Consider the following 21,297-nt stretch of genomic DNA (forward strand, 5'->3'; position numbering starts at 1 on the left):
TCCGAGCCATTCTAACAAAAGGTCTGCGCGTTCCGTCGAACCGCCGACTGTCTTTTCGCCACTCGTGGCCGTCTCCGCCCGGTTCGCAGTATCGTCTGCAGCCTGATCGCCGCACGAGGTGCGCCGGTTTAAGCTGTATGCGACGCACCCGTTGTCCTGTTGGTTTCGCGGGTCGCGGCGCGCATGAAGCACAATGCGGACTTCTTTCGGCCCACGCACCGCTCTCTATGGAATCTCTGCGCATCTACAACACGCTCGCGCGTGACAAACAGACTTTCGTGCCGCTGCGCGAAGGTGTCGTGCGGATGTACGTCTGCGGGATGACCGTGTACGACTATTGTCACGTCGGTCATGCGCGGGTGATGGTCGTGTTCGACATCGTGCAGCGCTGGTTGCGCGCGCTTGGGTACAACGTGACCTACGTGCGCAACATTACCGATATCGACGACAAGATCATCAAGCGTGCAGTCGAGAACGGTGAAACCATCAAATCGCTGACTGATCGCTTCATCGCCGCGCTGCATGAAGACGCGGACGCGCTCGGCATCGAGCGTCCGGACATCGAGCCGCGCGCGACCGACTTCATTCCGCAGATGCTCGGCATGATCGAGGCGCTCGAGAAAAACGGCTACGCCTATCAGGCGAGCGACGGGGACGTCAACTACGCGGTACGCAAATTCGCAGGCTACGGCAAGCTGTCGGGCAAGTCGCTCGAAGACCTGCGTGCGGGCGAACGCGTCGCGGCCAACGACGCGAAACAGGACCCGCTCGACTTCGTGCTGTGGAAGCAGGCGAAGCCCGATGAACCGGCCGACACCGGCTGGGATTCGAAGTACGGGCGCGGTCGTCCCGGCTGGCACATCGAGTGCTCGGCGATGGGCTGCACGCTGCTCGGCGAACAGTTCGACATTCACGGTGGCGGCCAGGATCTGCAGTTTCCGCACCACGAAAACGAGATCGCGCAAAGCGAGGCCGCGACCGGACAAACATTCGTCAATTATTGGATGCACAACGGCTACGTACAGATCGACAATGAGAAGATGTCGAAGTCGTTGAACAATTTTTTTACGATTCGCGAAGTGCTCGCGCAGTACGATGCAGAGGTGGTGCGTTTCTTCATCGCGCGCGCGCACTACCGCTCGCCGCTGAACTACAGCGACGTGCATATCGACGACGCGCGCAATGCACTCGCGCGTTTGTACACGGCGTTGAAAGACGTGTCACCCGATAGTGCCGCGCTCGACTGGAACGAAGCGTACGCGCAGCGTTTCCAGGCAGCGATGAACGACGACTTCAACACGCCGGTGGCCGTGTCGGTGCTGTTCGAACTGGCCACTGAAGTGAATCGCACGCGCGAGCCCGCGCTGGCCCGTCAATTGCGCGCGCTTGGCGCGGTGCTCGGGTTGCTCGGACGCGAACCGCGTGCATACCTGCAGCAGGCAGCGGGTGCTGCAGCCGAAGGCGCGCTCGAGCCCGCCGCGATCGAAGCGAAGATCGCCGCGCGCATCGCCGCCAAGCAGGCAAAAGACTATGCGGCAGCAGACCGGATCCGAGCTGAATTGCTCGAGGCCGGCGTTGCCCTCGAAGACAAACCCGGCGGGTTGACCGAGTGGCGGCGCGTGTGAGCGCACCTCGTACTTCCCTCTGAACGACTCGCCAGGCAGGAGGCAGGATGGCAACGGCCACGAAGACGCCGGCTAAACGCGCGGCGTCTCAAACCAGTGCGGCAGCCGCACCATCGGCTGCCGCAGCCAAGTCGACGCGTGCGTCGACTCGCGCGGGCGATGGCGCGGTAGACAAAGCGTCATCGATAGCGGGCGGGGCGGCGAAAGCCGGCTCGGCCGCGGCAAAGAAGAGCGCGGCCAAACGCTCGCTCAATGGCGCGTGCGGCGCGGGCGCTGAAGCCGCGCACGCGCCGGTTGCGAAGCGCGCGAAAACGGCGTCGCGGGCGAAGGGCAATGGCGCGGTGCCGGCCGAGCTCGCCGGCGACGTGCAGGAACTCGCACGCGATACGAACGCAGGCGAAGTCGTGCGCAAGACACGTGTGTCGGCCACCTCGGCGAGCACGGTCAGCGCCGGCGGCGAAGCGGCCGGTGTCGCATCGCTCGCGAACGAAGTCGCGGTGCCGGTGCAGATCGGCGGCCTCGCGCCTGAAGTCACGCGTCCCGCGTATTGGGATAAGGCGTGTGCGGACCTCGTCAAGCGCGATCGCATTCTGAAAAAGCTGATTCCGAAGTTCGGTCCTGTGCATCTTCTGAGTCGTGGCGATCCGTTCGTCACGCTTGCGCGCTCGGTGGTCGGCCAGCAGATTTCGGTCGCGTCGGCGCAGGCGGTGTGGGCGAAGGTCGAAGCCGCGTGTCCGAAGCTCGTGCCGCAGCAGTTCATCAAGCTCGGTCTCGAGAAGCTGACCGCGTGCGGTCTGTCGAAACGCAAGGCCGAGTACGTGCTCGATCTCGCGCGGCATTTCGTGTCGGGCGCATTGCACGTCGGCAAATGGACGTCGATGGACGACGAGTCGGTGATCGCCGAACTCACGCAGATTCGCGGCATCGGCCGCTGGACCGCGGAGATGTTCCTGATCTTCAACCTGTCGCGTCCCGACGTGCTGCCGCTCGACGACCTCGGCCTGATCCGCGCGATCAGCGTCAACTATTTCAGCGGCGAACCCGTCACGCGCAGTGAAGCGCGCGAAGTTGCCGCGAACTGGGAGCCGTGGCGCACCGTGGCGACCTGGTACATGTGGCGTAGTCTCGATCCGTTGCCGGTCGACTACTGAAGAAGAACAGGAGGCGAAGCCGTTTCAAAGACTATCGTGTATATCATGTCGATAGTTGAGAAATGGTTTTGACATCGGCTCGCGCGGTTAGAATACGCGCTGCCCGGTAAGTCCAAGGATTACAACCAATGAAGACCACGTTTCTGGATTTCGAACAGCCGATCGCTGAACTCGAAGCGAAGATCGAAGAATTGCGCTTCGTGCAGGACGACTCGGCCGTCGATATTTCGGAAGAGATCGAGCGGCTGTCCAAGAAGAGCCAGCAGCTCACCAAAGATCTGTATGCGAACCTCACACCGTGGCAGGTTTCGCAAATCGCCCGTCATCCGCAGCGTCCGTACACGTTCGACTACGTGAGCGAGCTGTTCACCGACTTCCATGAACTGCATGGCGACCGCAATTTCGCGGACGATCTGTCGATCGTCGGCGGTCTCGCGCGGTTCAACGGCCAGGCGTGCATGGTGATCGGTCATCAGAAGGGCCGCGACACCAAGGAGCGCGCGCTGCGCAACTTCGGCATGCCGCGTCCGGAAGGCTATCGTAAGGCCGAGCGTCTGATGCGCCTCGCCGAGAAGTTTGGCCTGCCGATCTTCACGTTCATCGACACGCCGGGCGCGTACCCCGGCATCGGCGCGGAAGAGCGCGGCCAGTCCGAAGCGATCGGCCGCAATCTGTACGTGATGGCCGAGCTGAAGACGCCGCTGATCGCGACGATCATCGGCGAGGGCGGCTCGGGCGGCGCGCTCGCGATCGCAGTGGGCGATAGCGTGCTGATGCTGCAGTTCTCGACCTACTCGGTGATTTCGCCGGAGGGTTGCGCGTCGATTCTGTGGAAGAGTGCCGCGAAGGCGCCGGAAGCAGCGGAAGCGCTCGGCTTGACCGCGCATCGTCTGAAGGCGCTCGGTTTGATCGACAAGATCGTCAACGAGCCGCTCGGTGGTGCGCACCGCGATCCGAAGGGCATGGCCGCGATGCTGCGCCGCGCGCTCGCCGATTCGCTGCGCCAGTTCCAGGGCATGAGCACCAACGACCTGCGCGAACGCCGTTTCGAACGGCTGATGGCGTACGGCAAATTCAAGGAAACGACGCCGGGCGCATAAGCCCGCGCGTTGACCTGTCTTCATCGTCCACCGGCGCTTGCCGCGCTAACGACGTGACCACCACCGCCGACTCATCCGCCGAGCGCCTCGTGATCGAGGCGCTCGGCGCGGCGCTGTCCGGGCTCGATCCGAACGCGCGGATTGCGCTCGCATTCAGCGGCGGCGTCGATTCGAGCGTGCTGCTCGATGCGGCGGTGCGCGTCGCCGGCGCATCGCGTTGTGTCGCGCTGCATGTGCATCACGGATTGAGTCCAAATGCCGATGCGTGGCTCGCACATTGCGAGGCATTCGCGCGCGAACGTGGCGTGGAATTCGACGCGCGACGCGCGGACGTTTCGCGCGCGCCGGGCGTGAGCATCGAGGCTGCGGCACGCGACGCGCGTTATCGCGCGCTCGACGCGATGTGCGCAACGCGCGGAATCAGCACGCTATGGCTCGCGCAGCATGCGGACGATCAGGCCGAGACCGTGCTGCTACAACTGCTGCGCGGCGCGGGTCTCGCGGGGCTCGCGGCGATGGCGCCCGGCTCGCTGCCGACGGGTGCGTCGACGACACGTATGCGGCCGCTTTTGCATTTGCTGCGCGCGCAACTCGAACATTATGCGAGCGCGCGCAAGCTTCGCTGGATCGACGACGAATCGAACACGGACACGCGTTACGCGCGCAACGCATTGCGTCATCAGGTGATGCCGGTGCTCGCGGTGCACTTTCCGGGCTTTCGCGATGCGCTCGCGCGCACGGCCGCGCATGCAGCATCCGCGCAGCGCTTGCTCGATACGCTCGCGCGCGCGGACATGAAGAGCGCGGCGCGCGATGAAGGACGCGCGCTCGCGCACGACGCGCTGCTCGCTCTCGACGACGATCGCGCGCTGAATCTGCTGCGCTACTGGATGCGCACGCTCGGCTTCGTCGCGGCATCGAGCGCACGTGTCGCGGATGCGCTGCGGCAGTTGCGCGAAGTCGGTGCGGGACAGGACGGACATCGTCTGCGTATCGATCATGCGGGGCATGCGTTGCGCAGTTATCGCGGCCTCGTCTACTGGGAGGCCGGCGACAGCAGCGAGCCCGCCGACGAAACCGCGCTCGCCGAGCGTGAGATCAGCGAACTCGCGTGGCAGGGGCAAGAGGTCTGGCATCTGCCGCAATGGCGCGGCACGTTCGTGTTCGCGGTGGTGGATGCAGCCGCCGCTGCCTCCGACGTCGCCGACGCATTGCACGAAGCGCCACGCGACGAAGCATTGGATACCGTTCCCGTCAGCGTCCTGCAACGTGCTTCTCTAAGCGTGCGGGCGCGCCGCGGCGGCGAGCGCATGCGCGTCGGTGCGTCGAACACGTCGAGCCGCACGCTGAAGAACCTGTTTCAGGAGCGCGGCATTCCCGCATGGAAGCGCGACGTGCCATTGCTTTACGTCGGCGATGAACTGCTGTTCGTGCCGCTGATCGGCGTGAATCGTCGGACGGTGCGCGACGCATCCGAGCGCGAAACGCGCGTGAAAATCGCCTGGCGAGAAGATCTGCTGATCGCCTGAGTGCCGGTCGGGCAGTCGCGCATGCCGCGCGGGCGCATGTCGTAATAGTGAAATAGGGTGCAAATCAACGATAAAACAGGCCATTGCGGGCCTGATTTGACGCATTTGAACGCTCTGTGCGTCTTGTCTTTTTGTGCCTAATCAGGTACTTTAGCTTGTTTGCCCGACCCGATTTCGCCGTCGCTTTTGTCGCCATCGGTCGTTAGTGCCGGCAGGCGTGCGTGATCCGTCGTCGCCGTTCAAATCCGATCAGCCATTTGCGATTTCATCCCGGGCAAATCCGCGCGTGCTGCACGCGTGCTGCATCTACGCCGCCACACACTTTGCCGCCGTTCACGAGACGTTGCGCCCCTGTGCTTTCTGTGCGGTCGTCTCCAGCGCGCCAGCGCGGTTTATCTTCCAGTTCAGAACGACAATGGCACTCATCGTACACAAATACGGCGGCACCTCGATGGGCTCGGTCGAGCGCATCAAGAACGTCGCCAAGCGCGTCGCGAAATGGCACAAGGCCGGCCACCAGATGGTCGTCGTGCCCTCGGCGATGTCCGGCGAAACCAATCGCCTGCTTGGCCTCGCGAAAGAAATCACGACTCAACCGAGCCCGCGTGAACTCGACATGATCGCCGCCACCGGCGAGCAGGTCAGCTCGGGTCTGCTCGCGATCGCGCTGCAGGAAGCCGGCGTCGAAGCGGTCAGCTATGCAGGCTGGCAGGTACCGGTCAAAACCGATAGCGCGTTCACGAAAGCGCGCATCAGCGACATCGACGGCGAGCGCGTCAAGCAAGACCTCGCGGCCGGTAGGGTGGTCGTGATCACCGGTTTCCAGGGTATCGACCCCGATGGCCACATCACGACGCTCGGCCGCGGCGGCTCGGACACCTCGGCGGTCGCGGTCGCGGCCGCGCTGAAGGCCGACGAGTGCCTGATCTACACGGACGTCGACGGGGTGTACACGACGGACCCGCGCGTCGTTGAAGAAGCGCGCCGGCTCGACCGCGTGACGTTCGAAGAAATGCTGGAAATGGCCAGCCTGGGTTCGAAGGTGCTGCAGATCCGCTCGGTGGAATTCGCCGGCAAATATCAGGTGAAGACGCGCGTGCTGTCGAGCCTGACCGATCCGCTGATGCCGCTCGACGACGAAATGAAGTCGGGCACCCTGATTACTTTTGAAGAAGACGAGACCATGGAAAAAGCAGTCATCTCGGGCATCGCGTTCCAGCGCGACGAAGCTCGTATCGCCGTGATGGGCGTGCCCGACAAGCCGGGCATCGCGTATCAGATTCTCGGCCCGGTGGCGGACGCGAATATCGACGTCGACATGATCATTCAGAACCAGAGCGTCGAGGGCAAGACAGCGTTCACGTTCACGGTTGGCCGCGGCGACTATGCGCGCGCAATGGAGATCCTCACCGGCACGGTCAAGGCGCACGTGCAGGCCGAGCAGGTGCTGGGCGACCCGAAGGTGTCGAAGGTGTCGGTGGTCGGCGTTGGGATGCGCTCGCACGTCGGCATCGCGAGCAAGATGTTCCGCACGCTGTCGGAAGAGGGCATCAACATTCAGATGATCTCGACTTCCGAAATCAAGATTTCGGTATTGATCGACGAAAAGTACATGGAGCTCGCAGTGCGCGCGCTGCATAAGGCCTTCGAACTCGATCAGGCATAAATCGTGTGAAAAACGGGGCGCTCTAGAGCGCCCCGTTTGTTTTGGGGCGTTCATGTGAACGATTTGCGTCGCGAGACACCTCGTTGGCACAAAAAATGTTCGCGAGACATTGACCTTATCGGCCCGGCCCGCTATTATCTTGGCTTCGTCGCACTGACTCCCTGTGCGACAGAAAGTTTGGGAGACGTGGCCGAGAGGTCGAAGGCACTCCCCTGCTAAGGGAGCATCTGGGCCAAAACCTGGATCGAGGGTTCGAATCCCTCCGTCTCCGCCAGCAATGGTGGTGAAACCCCGCAGAGTCTAGGCTCTGCGGGGTTTTTGTTTTTCGGCGACCGCTGTTTCGTTTCCTCTCGCTGCCAGTTATGCAGGCATCCTGATCACTGCATGGCGCTCTGAACCCGCGTCGCTTAGAACGCGTGCCGCAACCCCACCATGCCGACGAACTGAGACGGGCCCGACGACGGCGTCGTGTTCTGCGAGTCGCCGACCACCGCGACCGCGTCGGCGATGGTCACGCCGCTGCCCGACGCGATCAGCGACTTGCCGCCCGCATGCTGATAGGCCTCGAGCGCGTACAGCGTGGTGCGCGTCGACAGGCTATAGGTCTGTTCGAGCGAGATCTGATGATAGTGCGCCGGGTCGGTGATGCCATTCGCCTGGCTTGCCTGCGTGAAGCTATAGCCGCCGCCCACGGTCACGCTCGGTGTGATCCGGTACGTCGCGATCGCGCCGTACGTGTTGAACACGGCTTTGTCGAAGAACAGCGAGCCGTGGCCCGGCGCGTACTGCACATTCGAGTAGTTGACGCCCACCATCAGATCGTGCCACGTGTAGCGGCCCGCCGCGGCGAACAGCTGCGCGCTGCGCGCGCTCGCATAACCGTTGTTGACCGGCGAGTTGATCGCGAAGCTGCCGAGCGCCGCGCTCGTCGCGATGTCCTTCAGCTTCACGTAGCCGGCTGCGAGCGATACCGGCTGGAAGTCATAGCGCAGTGCCGCGCTGAACAGGCTGCCGTTCGCGACGCTGCCGGGCACGCCACCGAGACCGTACTGCGCACTTGCCTGCAGGCCCGCGATCGTCGGTGATAGATAGGTAACCGAATTGTTGAAGCGCAGCGTCGTGTCGAGGGCGTCGAGATCGCCCGGGTGCGCGCCGGTCGCGCCGGTCAGCACGCCGGTCGGTCCGAGCGCGCCGACCATCTGGAAGTAGGGCGTGTACTGGCGACCGAGCGTCACTGTGCCATAGCGGTCGTTCGCGAGGCCGACGTAGGCCTGGCGGTTGAACAGGTAACCCGCGGTGCTTTGCGCGCCGGTCAGCGAATTGAAACCGCTCTCGAGCCGGAAGATCGCCTTCGTGCCACTGCCGAGATCTTCCGAGCCGAGGAAGCCAAACTTGCTCGCCTGCAGATTGCCCTGGCTCATGTAGAAGTTCGAATGCCCCTTCTGGTTGCTGGCATAGGCGAACGCATTGTCGATGACGCCGTACAACGTGACGCTGCTTTGCGCCGACGCGCTGGTCGATAACGCGGCGCCCGCGAACGGCAGGCAGCAGAGGACGAACGCGCGGGTGCGCGCGCGCTGGCTGATTTTCATGATTGGGATGTCTCCAGACTGAAGGGACGGCCTGATTCCTCAGGCCGGTGCGGTGTGTCGTTCAGTGCCTAGTAGCGCGAGTCGGTGCTTTTGTGTGTCAGTGCGGCAGCGAAATCGTCAGGCAGCGCCAGCCGTTTGCGGTGTGGTCGGCGTCGAGCGTGCCGTTCGTGCAGACGATCGCGCGTGTCTCATGCATCGGCACGAACACACGCACTCGGAGCTGCGTGCGATGCTTCCATTGCGGACGCTCGAGCGTCACGCGCAACGTGTTTGCGTCACCCGTCAGCGTGACGTTCCAGCGGCCTTGCTCGCCATTGCGCCAGGCTTCGGTCTCGCCGTCGTCCTCGATCGAGCCGCCTTGCGCGGTGCCCGCGCCGGCATGTGGCACCGCGAGGAATGCGCGCTCGTCGGCGGGGCGGCCGAAATGCTGTTCGGCGATGTTGAGCGGAATCACGCTGCCTTCGCGCAGCAAGAACACCGGCCGCTCGATAGGCGCGGGCAGCGTGACGGTCTGGCCGCCGTCGAATGCTTCGCCGCTCCAGTACGACACCCAGCGCGAACCGGCGGGCAGATACACGTCGCGCGTGCTCCGGCCCGGATCGACCACCGGCGCGACCAGCATCGACGAGCCGAGCATCATGTCGTCGCCGTCGACGAGGCAGCGCGGATCGCGCGGAAACTCCGCGAACAGCGGCCGCAGCACCGGTTCGTATGCGCTATGCGATTGCCACAGCAGCTCGTACAGGTAAGGGATCAGCCGATAGCGCAGCTTGATCAGGTCCGCCACGTGCCGAGTGACTTCCGGATGCATCCACGGCTCGTTGACGGTGCCGTCGTCGTTCCACGAGTGAATCGAAAAGCGCGGCAGGAAAATGCCGAACGCGACCCAGCGCGCGAACAGCTCCGGCTGCGGCGCCGGACCCGAGAAGCCGCCGATGTCATGGCCGCTATTCGACACGCCCGACATTGCGAGCCCGAGGCCCATCTTCAGATTGAAGCGCAGCGTTTCCCACGACGTGTAGTTGTCGCCCGACCACGTCTGTACATAGCGATGCATGCCCACGCCGCCCGAGCGCGATACGAGGAACGGACGCTTATCCGGCGCATGCTCGCGCTGCGCGTCGTGCGACGCGCGCATCATCAGCTGCGTTTGCAGCACCTTAGCCTGATGTGCCGGATACGGCTTGCCGAAGCCGCGCGCAATTGCATGCGGCGACCAGATCTCGAACTCGTTGTTGTCGTTCCAGGTGGCCGCGATGCCATATTCGAGCAGCGCGTCCTTCACGCGCGCCTTCCACCAGTCGATCGTCGCGGGATTCGTGAAGTCGAGATATGCGCCGACTTCGTCCCAGAACTGCACCCATGCGGGCTCGCCGTCGGGCGCTTCGATCAACAGGCCGGCCTGCGCGACGTCGTCGAACGCGGGGTGATCCTGCAGCAGACACGGCTTGATGTTCGCGCATAGACGCACGCCGTGATCGAGATAGCTCTGTACGAAGCCTTCGATGTCCGGAAACTTCTCGTGGTTCCAGTTGAACACATAGCGCTTCGGCCCGATCGACGTATAGCCCGAGGACAGATGGAACGAGTCGCACAGCACGTCGTGCTCGCGGCAGCGCTCGATGAATTCGCCCATCTGCTGTTGTGCGTCCGGTGCGTCGGTGTAGCTCATCGTCGAGCCCGAGTAGCCGAGGCCCCATTTCGGCATCCACGCGGGACGTCCGGTGAGCCACGTGAAGCGGCGCACCGCGTCGAGCGGCGAGCCGGGCGACGCGATGAAGTAGTAGTCGAGATCGCCATGCTCGGCGATGAAGTGCCGATAGTGACCGTGATAGTTGTCGAGCTCACGGCCCATGTCGAAGCGGCAATCGGCGAGCGTGTCGTAGAACAGGCCAAAGCCGGTCGACGTCTGCGGCTGCCACGTCACGTAGAACGGGATGTGTTTGTATAGCGGGTCCGTGGTGCGTGCGCTGTAGCCCATTGCGTCGATGTTGCGCATCTCGTAGCTTTGCTGCGCGCGATCGAGCGAGCCGGCACGCTCGCCGAGGCCCACGTACATTTCGTCGCGGCGCCGCTCGACGTAGTGATAGACGCGCGAGTCCCACCAGCCGAAGTTGTACGCCTGGGTCTTGCGATCGCTCATCACGCGATGCCACGTGCCTTCGTGCAGGATGTCCCATGCGCAGGCGCCGCCTTCGAGCGCGACGCTCACGCGTACGCGCGCCGTTTCGATCGCCACGTGGCCGGCTGCTTCGTTCACCGTGAACGGCGGCGGCGTAAAGCCGCTCAGGTCGCGGCGCTCGCGGCCTTCGAGCGGCACGTCGTCCGCGCCGGGCGCGATCGCCCACGTGCGCGGACCGTGCGTTTCGCCGTCCGGCAGCACGAGCACGCGGATGATGTCCTCGGCGAGCACGAATAGCTCGATGCGGCAATTCGGCTGCGCGCTCAGCACGACCGGGTTGGCCGCGGGGTTGCCAGCGTTGGAGGCGAGTGCGAAGCGCGGCGGATGTTTGAGATTGATCTGTGAACGCATGACGAGTCTTCGAGGGAGGTCAGGCAGCGGTGTTGACGCTCAGGTCGGCGCGGCGCGCGCGGCCGTGGCGCGGCACGCCGCGCATCAGGATGATCAGCAGCGCCGCGCCGATGATGTCGAACGCGCCGAGCGCGCCGAACAGCGGCGTGTAGCCGATCGAATCGGCGAGCGCGCCGACCATCAGCGAGAAGCCGAGGCCGCCGATCCACGCGGCCATGCCCGCGAAGCCGGCGACGGTGCCGACCTCGCCGGGATCGAAGACGTCGGCGGCGAGCGTGTTGACGAGCGCCGAGATCATCTGGTGCGCGAAGCCGCCGACGCAGAAAAGGGCGATCGCTTGGTACGGCGACGCGACGAGACCGATCGACGCCGGGCCGAGCATCATCAGCGCGCCGAGCACCACGCCCGAGATGCGCGACCAGATCAGCGGCACGCGAAAATGCTTCATCAGGAACGGCGACAGATAGCCGCCGAACAGGCCGCCGAGGTCCGCGGCGAGAAACGGCAGCCACGCGAACAGCGCGATTTCCTTCAGATCCATATGACGCTGCGTGGCGAGATAGAGCGGAATCCAGAAGCTGAACGTTTGCCACGCGGGTTCGGCGAAAAAGCGTGCCTGCGCGATCGCCCAGAAACGGCGCGTGCGCAGTACTTCACGCACGCTCGCGCGGCGTGCCGCGGGCGGTGCCTGGCCTTCGACGATCGCCGTGCGCTCGGCGTCACTCACGCGCTTGTGCTCGGTGGGCGAGCGGTACAGCACGAACCATGCGGCGGCCCAGAAGAAGCCGAGCGCGCCGGTCACTGCAAACGCGCTCTGCCAGCCGTAGCGCAGCGACAGGAACACGACGAGGGGCGGCGCGAGCAGCGAGCCGAAGGAGGTGCCCGCGTTGAAATAGCCGACCGCGACGGATTTCTCGCGATCAGGAAACCATTCGGCGACGACCTTCATGCCGGCCGGAATCGCGACCGCTTCGGACAGACCCATGAAGCCGCGCAACGCGGCGAGCGAAAACCAGCTGCCCGCGAAGCTATGGAACACGCCGGTCAGCGACCACAGGCACGCGAACAATGCGAAACCGAGGCGCAGGCCGATCAGATCGATGATCAGGCCGCAGACGGGCTGCATCACCGTATAGCCGACCTGGAACGCGCCGACCACGTACGAGTACTGCCGCGTGTTCATGTGCAGCAGCTTCATCAGCTCGGGCGCCATCACGCCGAGCGCGTTGCGCGACAGATAGTTGACGATCGTCCCAACGCAAACGAGGGCGATGATCCACCAGCGCAATCCCTTGATCGTTTTCAAAATCAGTCTCCGTGGCGCATTGAGCGGTTGCCTCCGAGGCGGCGCTCGGAAATGCGCGAATTCGAACATTTATTGGTCGTCAATGAAAGTCATCCTACCACTTGGAACCCGGTTAGATATTCGGGAAAACCATAGCACACCCGGTGTTTTTCATTGATTTTTCGAGATAATTTGGTAATCTTTGTCAGAATTTTTGAGAGGTGATCGGATGACTGCGATCCGAAATGCGAGCGTGAATGTTCTTTCGAACATGGAATGTTCGTTTGCGGTAAGTCTGCCAGACCTTAGCCGCCGGCCCCGCCGGAAGCGTTTTTTCACCGCCGTATGGCGGATGTAACCAGACATTACGCCGCAGCCGGTCAGGCGATTTTCAGCATCAGTTATTACAAAGTTGAAATACCCGTGTTGCTGCCTTGCGTTATATTTCCGCCAACAAACATGTTCGTACAAAGGTGATCAATGAAGTCCGTTCGTCTTGTTCCGCTTATGCTCGGGGTGTTCACGTTGGCTGCATCGGGTGCCGCGATGGCCGCGGGGCTCAACGTCGGAGTCAATATCGGCATTCCCGCGCCGGTCTACGTCGCACCGGCTCCGGTCTACGCACCGCCGCCGCCTCCGCCGCCTCCCGTCGTCTATCAGCCGGCTCCCGTGTACTACGGCGGTCCGCAGATCGTGATCGGCTGGCATGGCGACCGGTACTGGGATGGCAGTCGCTACTGGGCGCGCGACGACTGGTATCGCCACCATCCGCCGGGCCACGGCGACTATTGGCGCGGTCACTACGACCAGCATCGCGGCTGGCACTGAGCCGGCACCGCGGCGCGCTAACTGGCTGCTGCGACATCAGAACCGCCCTGCGAGGGCGGTTTTTGTTTTCTGCGCTGAAACATCGATAACTGATGCGTTTCGTCGCAGTCGCCCGCCGGATCGCGCAAGCTAATTGGGTAGAATCCCCCACATCGCCACTGCCCACTTACCAGCACGACTCCATGACAACTGGCTCGCGACGGGTTCAAACGCCTGAGGGACTTCGACACAGCGTGCTCCACGGACCCTTGCGCGCCGCGTTCGCCGTCGCGCTGCTGTGCGCGAGTCTGCTCGCCGCGCCGCATGCGCATGCCGCGCATGCGATCGCGCAGTACGGCGAGCCGAAATATCCAGCCGGCTTCAAACACTTCGACTACGTCAATCCCGATGCGCCGAGAGGCGGCACGCTGGTGCTCGCGAACCCGAGCCGTCTCACGAGCTTCGACAAGTTCAATCCGTTCACGCTGCGCGGCAATGCGGCGCCGGGCCTCGAATTGATGTTCGAGAGCCTGACGATCGGCAGCAGCGACGAAGTCGCGTCGGCTTATGGGCTGCTCGCCGACGACATCGTCGTCGCGCCCGACGGCCTGTCGGTCACGTTCCACATCAATTCGCGCGCGCGCTTTTCGAACGGCGAGCCCGTGACCGCCGACGACGTCAAATTCTCGCTCGATACGCTGAAGAGCCCGCAGGCCGCGCCGCAGTTCGCATCGCTTTTCAGCGAGATCAAGGGCGCGGTCGTCGTCGATCCGGCCACGGTGCGCTTCGAGTTTCGCGAGCGCAATCGCGAGTTGCCGCTGCTCGCGGGCAGCATGCCGGTGTTCTCGCGCAAGTGGGGGTTGAAGCCCGACGGCAGCCGCATTCCGTTCGATCAGCTTGCGTTCGAAAAGCCGATCGGCAGCGGGCCGTATCTGATCGACAGCTTCGACAACGGCCGCACGATCACGTTTAAGCGCGACCCGAACTACTGGGGCGCCGATCTGCCGGTGCGCGTCGGCATGAACAACTTCGATCGCATCGTCTACAAGCTGTATGCGGATAGCACCGCGCGGCTGGAGGCGTTCAAGGCGGGCGAGTACGACGCGCTGGTCGAATACATCGCGCGCAACTGGGTGCGGCGTGACGTCGGCAAGAGGTTCGACAGCGGCGAGTTGATCAAGCGCGAGTTTGCGCAGCACAACGGCACCGGCATGCAGGGCTTTTTCCTGAACACGCGCCGGCCGCTGTTCCAGGACGTGCGCGTGCGCAAGGCGCTCGATCTCGCGCTCGACTTTCAATGGCTGAACCGCCAGCTGTTTTTCAGCCAGTACACGCGCATCGATAGTTATTTCGCCAATACCGAATGGCAGGCGAAGGGGCTGCCGTCGCCCGGCGAGCTCGCGCTGCTCGAGCCGTTTCGCGCCCAGCTCGACCCGGCGGTATTCGGGCCGCTGCCGAAGCAGGCCGATACCGATCCGCCCGGCTCGCTGCGCGCGAATCTGCTAGAGGCACGCGATCTGCTGCAGCAGGCCGGCTGGACCTATCGCGACGGCGCGCTGCGCAACGCCGAGGGCGAGCCGTTCCAGTTCGAGATACTCGACGACGCGGGTTCGGCCTCGTCGATGGAGCCGATCATCGCGACTTTCACGCGCAATCTGCAGAAGCTCGGCATTGCTGTGAACTTCCGCACTACCGACTTCGCGGTCTATCAGAAGCGGCTCGACGCATTCGACTTCGACGTGACGACGATTCGGATGCCCGACGTGCAGGTGCCGGGCTCCGAGCAGATCACCCGCTTCGGCAGCAAGGCCGCCGATACCCCCGGCTCGGACAACGCGATCGGCCTGAAGTCGCCGACCGTCGACGCGGTGTTGAACGCGCTCGTACACGCGCAAACGCGCGAGCAGCTGACCGACGCTGCGCACGCGCTCGACCGTCTGCTGATGCATGGCTACTATGTGGTGCCGCACTGGTACAGCGGCACGCATCGCGTCGCGTACAAGCGCGGACTCGCGTGGCCGAAGACTTTGCCGCTGTACTATGGCGCGGAGGGCTGGATCACGACGATGTGGTGGTACGAAGATCCGCAGGCGCATGCGCACACGGCCAGCGCCGACTGATCCGCAGACCCATCGCCCCCACCAACGCGTTCGCACTGGAACACCGCCTATGTGGAGCTACATCCTCAAACGCCTGCTGCTGATGATCCCGACGCTGCTCGGCGTGCTGACGTTGACCTTCGTCGTGATCCAGTTCGTGCCGGGCGGTCCCGTCGAGCAGATGCAGCACGAGTTGCGCAAGGGCGCGGAGGGCGCCTCGCCGTTCGGGCTGCGTTCGCATAGCGGCGTCGATGCGCAGCAGATCGCGCAACTCAAGCAGCTGTACGGCTTCGACAAGCCGCCGCTCGAACGCTACGGGCTGATGCTCAAGCGCTTCGCGACCTTCGATCTCGGCCAGAGCTATTTCCGGCATCAGAGCGTGTGGTCGCTGATCGTGTCGAAGCTGCCGGTGTCGATCAGCATCGGCCTGTGGACGTTCTTTCTGACCTATCTGATATCGGTGCCGCTCGGCATCGCGAAGGCGGTGCGCAACGGCTCGCACTTCGATATCGCGACGAGCCTCGTCGTGCTGGTCGGCTACGCGATTCCGGGCTTCGTGCTGGGCGTGCTGCTGCTCGTGCTGTTCGGCGGCGGCACCTTCCTGCAGCTGTTTCCGCTGCGCAACCTCACGTCCGACAACTGGGGCCAGCTGAGCCTCATCGGCAAAATCCTCGACTATCTGTGGCATATCACGTTGCCGATCACGGCGTCGGTGGTGGGCAGCTTCGCGGTCGTCACGATGCTGACGAAAAACGCGTTCCTCGACGAAATCCGCAAGCAGTACGTGCTGACCGCGCGCGCAAAGGGTTTGTCCGAGCGGCGCGTGTTGTGGAAGCACGTGTTTCGTAATGCGCTGCTGCCGCTGATCGTCAATTTCCCGGGTGCTTTCATCGGCGCGTTCTTCACCGGCAGCCTGCTGATCGAAACGCTGTTCTCTCTCGACGGGCTCGGCTTGCTGTCGTATGAATCGGTGATGCGGCGCGACTATCCGGTCGTGCTCGGCACGCTGTATCTGTTCACGCTGATCGGCCTCGTCACGCGACTGATCTCCGACCTGTGTTACGTGTGGGTCGATCCCCGCATCCAATTCGAACAACTGGAGCGCTGATGAATCGAGCCCGCCTTTCCGCCGATGCGGCGGCACGCACCGAACCCGCGCGCGCACTGATGTCGCCGTCGCCGGCGCGTCGCGTGTGGCAGCGGTTTCGCCAGCAGCGTCTCGGCTACTGGAGCCTGATCATCTTCGTCGTCGCGTTCGCGGCGAGCCTCGTGGGGCCGCTGTGGTCGAACGACAAGCCGGTCGTCGTGCGCTATGACGGTCATCTGTATTTTCCGCTCGTGAAGACCTACGCCGAGACCACCTTCGGTGGCGACTTCCCGACGCCGACCGATTACCTCGATCCGTACATCCGTCACCGCTTCGACGCTCCGGGCAACTTCGCGCTGTATCCGCCGAATCATTACTACTACGACACGCTCAACTACTTCTCGAAGGCGCCCAACCCGGCGCCGCCGTCGCGCGAAAACTGGCTCGGTACCGACGACCGCGGCCGCGATCTGTTCGCGCGTCTGCTGTACGGCTTTGGCGTGTCGGTCGTGTTCGGCCTCGTGCTGACCGTGATCAGCACGATAGTCGGCATCGTCGCGGGGGCGGTGCAAGGTTACTTCGGAGGGCGAACGGACATCGTCGGGCAGCGCTTGATCGAAGTCTGGAACGCGATGCCTCAGCTTTATCTGCTGATCATCTTTTCGTCGATCTTCGAGCGCAGCTTCGCGCTGCTGATCGTGCTGCTGTCGCTGTTCAACTGGATCGGCCTGTCCGATTACGTGCGCGCCGAATTCCTGCGCAATCGCCAGCAGGACTATGTGCGCGCCGCGCGCGCGATGGGCTTGTCGCATTGGCAGATCATGTGGCGTCACGTGTTGCCGAACAGTCTGACGCCAGTCATCACGTTCCTGCCGTTCAGCATGAGCAGCGCGATTCTCGCGCTGACGAGTCTCGACTTCCTCGGCCTCGGCGTGCCGCCGCCGACGCCGAGCTTGGGCGAATTGCTCGCTCAGGGCAAGGCGAATCTCGACGCATGGTGGATCTCAGTGTCGACCTTCGGCGTGCTGGTGGCGATGCTGTTGCTATTGACCTTCATGGGCGACGCGCTGCGCAACGCGCTCGACACGCGTATCTCCGATGCGATACACGCCGGAGGTGGCCAATGAGCGCGCTGCCGCAAATCGATCCGCCATCGACGGATATGCCGCTGCTCGAACTCGACCATCTGCGCGTTGCGTTCGGCGACACGGTGGCCGTCGACGACGTCACGCTCGCGATCGCGCGCGGCGAGCGCGTCGCGCTCGTCGGCGAGTCGGGTTCGGGCAAGAGCGTGACCGCGCTGTCGGTGCTGCGCCTGCTGAACGACGCGCAGGTGAGCGGCGCGGTCCGCTTCGATGGTGAAGATCTGCTCGCGAAGAGCGAGCGCTCGATGCGCGGCCTGCGCGGCTCGGACATCGCGATGATCTTCCAGGAGCCGATGACCGCGCTCAATCCGCTGTATACGATCGGCGACCAGATTGCCGAGACGATCGTCGTGCATGACGGCGTCAGCGTGGCCGAGGCGTGCCGGCGCGCGGTCGCGTTGCTTGCGCGCACCGGCATCACCGAACCGGAGAAGCGCGTCAACAGCTATCCGCATCAGCTATCGGGCGGCCAGCGGCAGCGCGCGATGATCGCGATGGCGCTCGCCTGCCGGCCGCGCCTGTTGCTCGCCGACGAGCCGACCACTGCGCTCGACGTGACGATTCGCGCGCAGATCGTCGAACTGCTGCTGGAGTTGCAGCGCGACGAAGCGCAAAAGCGCGGCATGGCCGTGCTGCTGATCACGCACGACCTGAACCTGGTGCGTCACTTCGCGCAGCGCGTCGCGGTGATGGAGCGGGGCGTGCTGGTCGAAACCGGCACGGTCGGGCAGGTCTTCGAGGCGCCGCGCCATCCTTATACCCAGCGGCTGCTCGCCAGCCGGCCGCAGCGCGAGGTCGCGCCGGTGCTGCCGATCTCGCCGGTGCTGCTCGAAGCTCGCGACGTGTCGGTCGACTTCAAAACGAAGCTGCCGGGCCTGCGCGGCTGGTTCGGCGCGGGGCGGTTTCGTGCGGTCGACGCGGCGAACGTGTCGGTACGCCAGGGCGAGACGCTCGGGATCGTCGGCGAATCAGGGTCGGGCAAGTCGACACTCGCGATGGCGCTGCTCGGTCTGCAGCGCACCGCGCACGGCGAGATCCAGTTTCAGGGCAGGGCGCTCGCGAGCTATCGCGGCGCCGAAAAGACCGCGCTGCGCTCGAATATGCAGGTTGTCTTTCAAGACCCTTTTAGTTCGCTTTCGCCGCGGCAGACGATCGAGCGGATCGTCGGCGAGGGGCTCGCGCTACATCGGCCGCAGATGACGCCGCAGGCGCGGCGCGACAAGGTGCTCGCGGTGCTGCGTGAAGTCGGCATCGACCGTACCGCGCTGTATCGCTATCCGCATGAGTTTTCGGGCGGGCAGCGGCAGCGCATCGCGATCGCGCGCGCGCTGGTACTCGAGCCGCGCGTGCTGATCCTCGACGAACCGACCAGCGCGCTCGACGTCTCGATTCAGCAGCAGGTGCTCAAGCTGCTCACCGGTTTGCAGCATAAGTACAACCTCGGCTTCGTGTTCATCAGTCACGATCTGGAGGTGATCGGGGCGATGGCGCACCGCGTCGTGGTGATGCAAAACGGATCGATCGTCGAGACCGGCGAAGTCGAGAAAATTTTTGCGGCACCCGCGCATCCTTACACGCGAAAGCTGCTGAAAGCGGCGCTTGATCGTTGATTTTTCACCGTTTCACCAATTGAGTGCGCGTCGCGATTGATTTTTTCTATTCCTTTTGACACGCAAATACTTACTGGCTAGTATCGACCAAACTTTTTCGTAGACGTCTGATTTTTTGGCAAAAACTACCGACCAATGCAGCACAGAAACTTCACCCAGGCTTGCACGCGCGTCGTCGCCGGGATGTTCATTGGCGTCTTGATGGCAGCAGCTCCCGGCGCATTCGCCGATGAAGTAAGCGGTTTTAATCAGAATGCCTCGTATCCGACCACCAACGGCTCGGATCCTCTCTCCCTCCTCACTCCGCAACCCAAGGCTGCTAGCACCGAGAGCAGCGGCGCCAAATCATTCCTTTCCGGTATGGCCGGCAAAGCGGGTGACGTGGTGGTCGGCGCGCTGAACATGATCGGTGTTCGCTACCGTTGGGGCGGCAATACACCAGATTCAGGGCTTGATTGCAGCGGTTTCGTGCGCTACGTGTTCCAGGACACGCTCGGCCTCGCGCTGCCGCGTCGTGCCGAGGAAATGAGCCGGATGGGCGAGAAGGTGCGCGTCAGCGACCTGAAGCCGGGCGATCTGGTGTTCTTCAATACGATGCGCCGCACGTTCTCGCACGTCGGCATCTATATCGGCGACAACAAGTTCGTGCACTCGCCGTCCACTGGCAGCACGATCCGCGTCGACGACATGGATGACGGCTACTGGGAAAAGCGCTTCACGGGTGCGCGTCGGATCGAGACCTCGTATCAGGCCGACGATCTGCGCAAGCGCGTGACCGCGACGATCAGCGGAAATAACTGATTCCGCGCTGAGTCCGGCGATAAAAAAGCCTGCTTCTTTCGAAGCAGGCTTTTTGCATTTGATGCGCGAATTTTGCCCTGGTGGCGCACGGCGACCGTGCGCCACGAGGTTTTCACGCGCCCATGCGCCGCGCGGCGAGCTTGCGCTGCAATTCCGGCATCATCTTCGCGACCGCTTCCTCGCCGGCGAGGATCGCCGCGTTGCGCTGTGAGAAATCACTGCCGCTCATCGCCGCGAGATTCGGCCGGATCACCACGTCGGCGTACTTGTCGAGCTCGTAGGCCTTGATCGTCTGGCCCATGATCGTGAAGGTCTGCATCAGCACGTCGAACGAGCTCGTGGTGAGGCCGGTCTCCGGCCGCTGCGAGATATCGACGGCGATGACGAAATCCCCGCCCATCTTGCGCGCGAACGACGCCGGTACGGGGCTCACGAGACCCCCATCCACATACTCGTGGCCGCCGATCTTCACCGGCTCGAAAATCGACGGCACGCTGCACGACGCGCGCACCGCGGTGCCGGTGTTGCCGCGCTGGAACAGGATCGGCTGGCCGGTTTGCAGATCGGTCGCGACTACGCCGAGAGGCCTCGCCATCTTCTCGATCGGGCGGTTGTTCAGCGTCGTGTTCAGGTAGTTCTGCAGCGCGACGCCCTGCAGGAAGCCGCGCGTACGAAACGGCATCGCCCAGTCGCTGATCGACGCTTCGTCCATCGACAGCGCGAGCTTGTTCAGCGCGAAACCGTTCATACCCGACGCGTACAGCGCGCCGACCACGGAGCCGGCGCTCGTGCCGGCGATCAGGTCGATCTGAATATTGCGCGCCTCGAGCGCCTTGATCACGCCGATGTGCGCAAAGCCGCGCGCGGCGCCGCCGCCGAGAGCGAGCGCGACGCGAACCGGTTTCTGTTGCGCTTTTTCAGGCGGCGCAACGGCGGGCGTCGCGGTGATGGGCGCGCCATTGAGTTTGCCGTTGGTCGTGGTGCAGGCGGCAAGCACCGCGGATGCGGCCGCCAGCGAAAAGCTGCGGCGGCTCAAACTTGGGGATGAGGGTTTCAACGAGTTCTCCAGCTGCGGCGCGGGCGACGCAGGCGGCGTCGCGCGTACCGCGATCAGGCTGAGGTCAGGCCAGGCGTATCGCCGGCGGCGATTCCGCGCGCTGGAGAGTGTCCCGTTCCTATCGGATCGATGTGCGGGGCAAGCCCTTATATCAGCGCGCGCACATCTTAATGCAAACGATCAGCGCGCGCGGTCCGCTGTAATGAAACG

The 21,297-nt window shown here is 63.8% G+C and carries 15 protein-coding genes and 1 tRNA gene; 12 read left to right on the plus strand and 4 right to left on the minus strand.

The features are described 5' to 3' along the window. Window positions 1-227 precede the first annotated feature (227 nt). The 6 genes from cysS to G5S42_RS19205 all read left to right on the plus strand — a co-directional run bounded on the left by cysS (window position 228) and on the right by G5S42_RS19205 (window position 7,345). The gene (cysS, locus tag G5S42_RS19180; protein ID WP_176108243.1) at window positions 228-1,625 is read left to right on the plus strand and encodes a cysteine--tRNA ligase; all 1,398 of its coding nucleotides are present in this window, start codon (window positions 228-230) and stop codon (window positions 1,623-1,625) included. Between the two features lie 47 nt (window positions 1,626-1,672). After that, window positions 1,673-2,776, plus strand: a complete 1,104-nt coding sequence (locus G5S42_RS19185; protein ID WP_176108244.1) for a DNA-3-methyladenine glycosylase family protein — start codon at window positions 1,673-1,675, stop codon at window positions 2,774-2,776. A 128-nt stretch (window positions 2,777-2,904) separates the two neighbouring features. Continuing rightward, window positions 2,905-3,876 carry an acetyl-CoA carboxylase carboxyltransferase subunit alpha gene (locus G5S42_RS19190; protein ID WP_090800690.1) on the plus strand — a complete coding sequence of 324 codons (972 nt, stop codon included), beginning with the start codon at window positions 2,905-2,907 and terminating at the stop codon, window positions 3,874-3,876. 53 nt (window positions 3,877-3,929) lie between these two features. Next, complete coding sequence (tilS, locus tag G5S42_RS19195; protein ID WP_176108245.1) at window positions 3,930-5,405, plus strand: tRNA lysidine(34) synthetase TilS; 1,476 nt, start codon at window positions 3,930-3,932, stop codon at window positions 5,403-5,405. A gap of 415 nt (window positions 5,406-5,820) precedes the next feature. After that, window positions 5,821-7,071, plus strand: a complete 1,251-nt coding sequence (locus tag G5S42_RS19200; protein WP_018435472.1) for an aspartate kinase — start codon at window positions 5,821-5,823, stop codon at window positions 7,069-7,071. Between the two features lie 180 nt (window positions 7,072-7,251). Then, window positions 7,252-7,345, plus strand: a tRNA-Ser gene (locus G5S42_RS19205). 133 nt (window positions 7,346-7,478) lie between these two features. On the opposite strand, the gene G5S42_RS19210 is transcribed toward G5S42_RS19205, so the two are convergent. From G5S42_RS19210 to G5S42_RS19220, 3 genes are all read right to left on the minus strand, one after another. Then, window positions 7,479-8,663 (minus strand): porin, encoded by a 1,185-nt coding sequence (locus G5S42_RS19210; protein ID WP_176108246.1) that lies wholly within the window; start codon window positions 8,661-8,663, stop codon window positions 7,479-7,481. A 97-nt stretch (window positions 8,664-8,760) separates the two neighbouring features. After that, the gene (locus G5S42_RS19215) at window positions 8,761-11,196 is read right to left on the minus strand and encodes a glycoside hydrolase family 31 protein (RefSeq protein WP_176108247.1); all 2,436 of its coding nucleotides are present in this window, start codon (window positions 11,194-11,196) and stop codon (window positions 8,761-8,763) included. A gap of 19 nt (window positions 11,197-11,215) precedes the next feature. After that, window positions 11,216-12,502 (minus strand): MFS transporter, encoded by a 1,287-nt coding sequence (locus tag G5S42_RS19220; protein ID WP_176108248.1) that lies wholly within the window; start codon window positions 12,500-12,502, stop codon window positions 11,216-11,218. A 459-nt stretch (window positions 12,503-12,961) separates the two neighbouring features. On the opposite strand from G5S42_RS19220, the gene G5S42_RS19225 reads away from it, so the two are divergent. The 6 genes from G5S42_RS19225 (at window position 12,962) to G5S42_RS19250 (ending at window position 20,030) form a co-directional block, all read left to right on the plus strand. Then, entirely contained in the window at window positions 12,962-13,309 is a 348-nt protein-coding gene (locus tag G5S42_RS19225; RefSeq protein WP_176108249.1) for a hypothetical protein, read from the plus strand. Window positions 13,310-13,491: 182 nt separating this feature from the next. Further along, on the plus strand, window positions 13,492-15,408 hold the full coding sequence (locus tag G5S42_RS19230; RefSeq protein ID WP_176108250.1) for an extracellular solute-binding protein: 1,917 nt from the start codon (window positions 13,492-13,494) through the stop codon (window positions 15,406-15,408). A 49-nt stretch (window positions 15,409-15,457) separates the two neighbouring features. Beyond that, on the plus strand, window positions 15,458-16,495 hold the full coding sequence (locus G5S42_RS19235; RefSeq protein ID WP_176108251.1) for a microcin C ABC transporter permease YejB: 1,038 nt from the start codon (window positions 15,458-15,460) through the stop codon (window positions 16,493-16,495). Further along, entirely contained in the window at window positions 16,495-17,601 is a 1,107-nt protein-coding gene (locus tag G5S42_RS19240) for an ABC transporter permease (protein WP_176108252.1), read from the plus strand. The genes G5S42_RS19235 and G5S42_RS19240 overlap by 1 nt, the downstream gene beginning before the upstream one ends. Then, a complete protein-coding gene (locus tag G5S42_RS19245) occupies window positions 17,598-19,229 on the plus strand; it encodes an ABC transporter ATP-binding protein (RefSeq protein WP_176108253.1) in 1,632 nt (543 codons plus the stop codon). The genes G5S42_RS19240 and G5S42_RS19245 overlap by 4 nt, the downstream gene beginning before the upstream one ends. Window positions 19,230-19,364: 135 nt before the next feature. Further along, window positions 19,365-20,030, plus strand: a complete 666-nt coding sequence (locus G5S42_RS19250; protein ID WP_176108254.1) for a C40 family peptidase — start codon at window positions 19,365-19,367, stop codon at window positions 20,028-20,030. A gap of 112 nt (window positions 20,031-20,142) precedes the next feature. Here G5S42_RS19250 and G5S42_RS19255 read toward each other — a convergent pair whose 3' ends face one another. Beyond that, entirely contained in the window at window positions 20,143-21,087 is a 945-nt protein-coding gene (locus tag G5S42_RS19255) for a patatin-like phospholipase family protein (protein ID WP_176108255.1), read from the minus strand. Window positions 21,088-21,297 lie beyond the last annotated feature (210 nt).

This window comes from Paraburkholderia youngii, assembly GCF_013366925.1.
In the GTDB taxonomy this organism is placed as follows: domain Bacteria; phylum Pseudomonadota; class Gammaproteobacteria; order Burkholderiales; family Burkholderiaceae; genus Paraburkholderia; species Paraburkholderia youngii.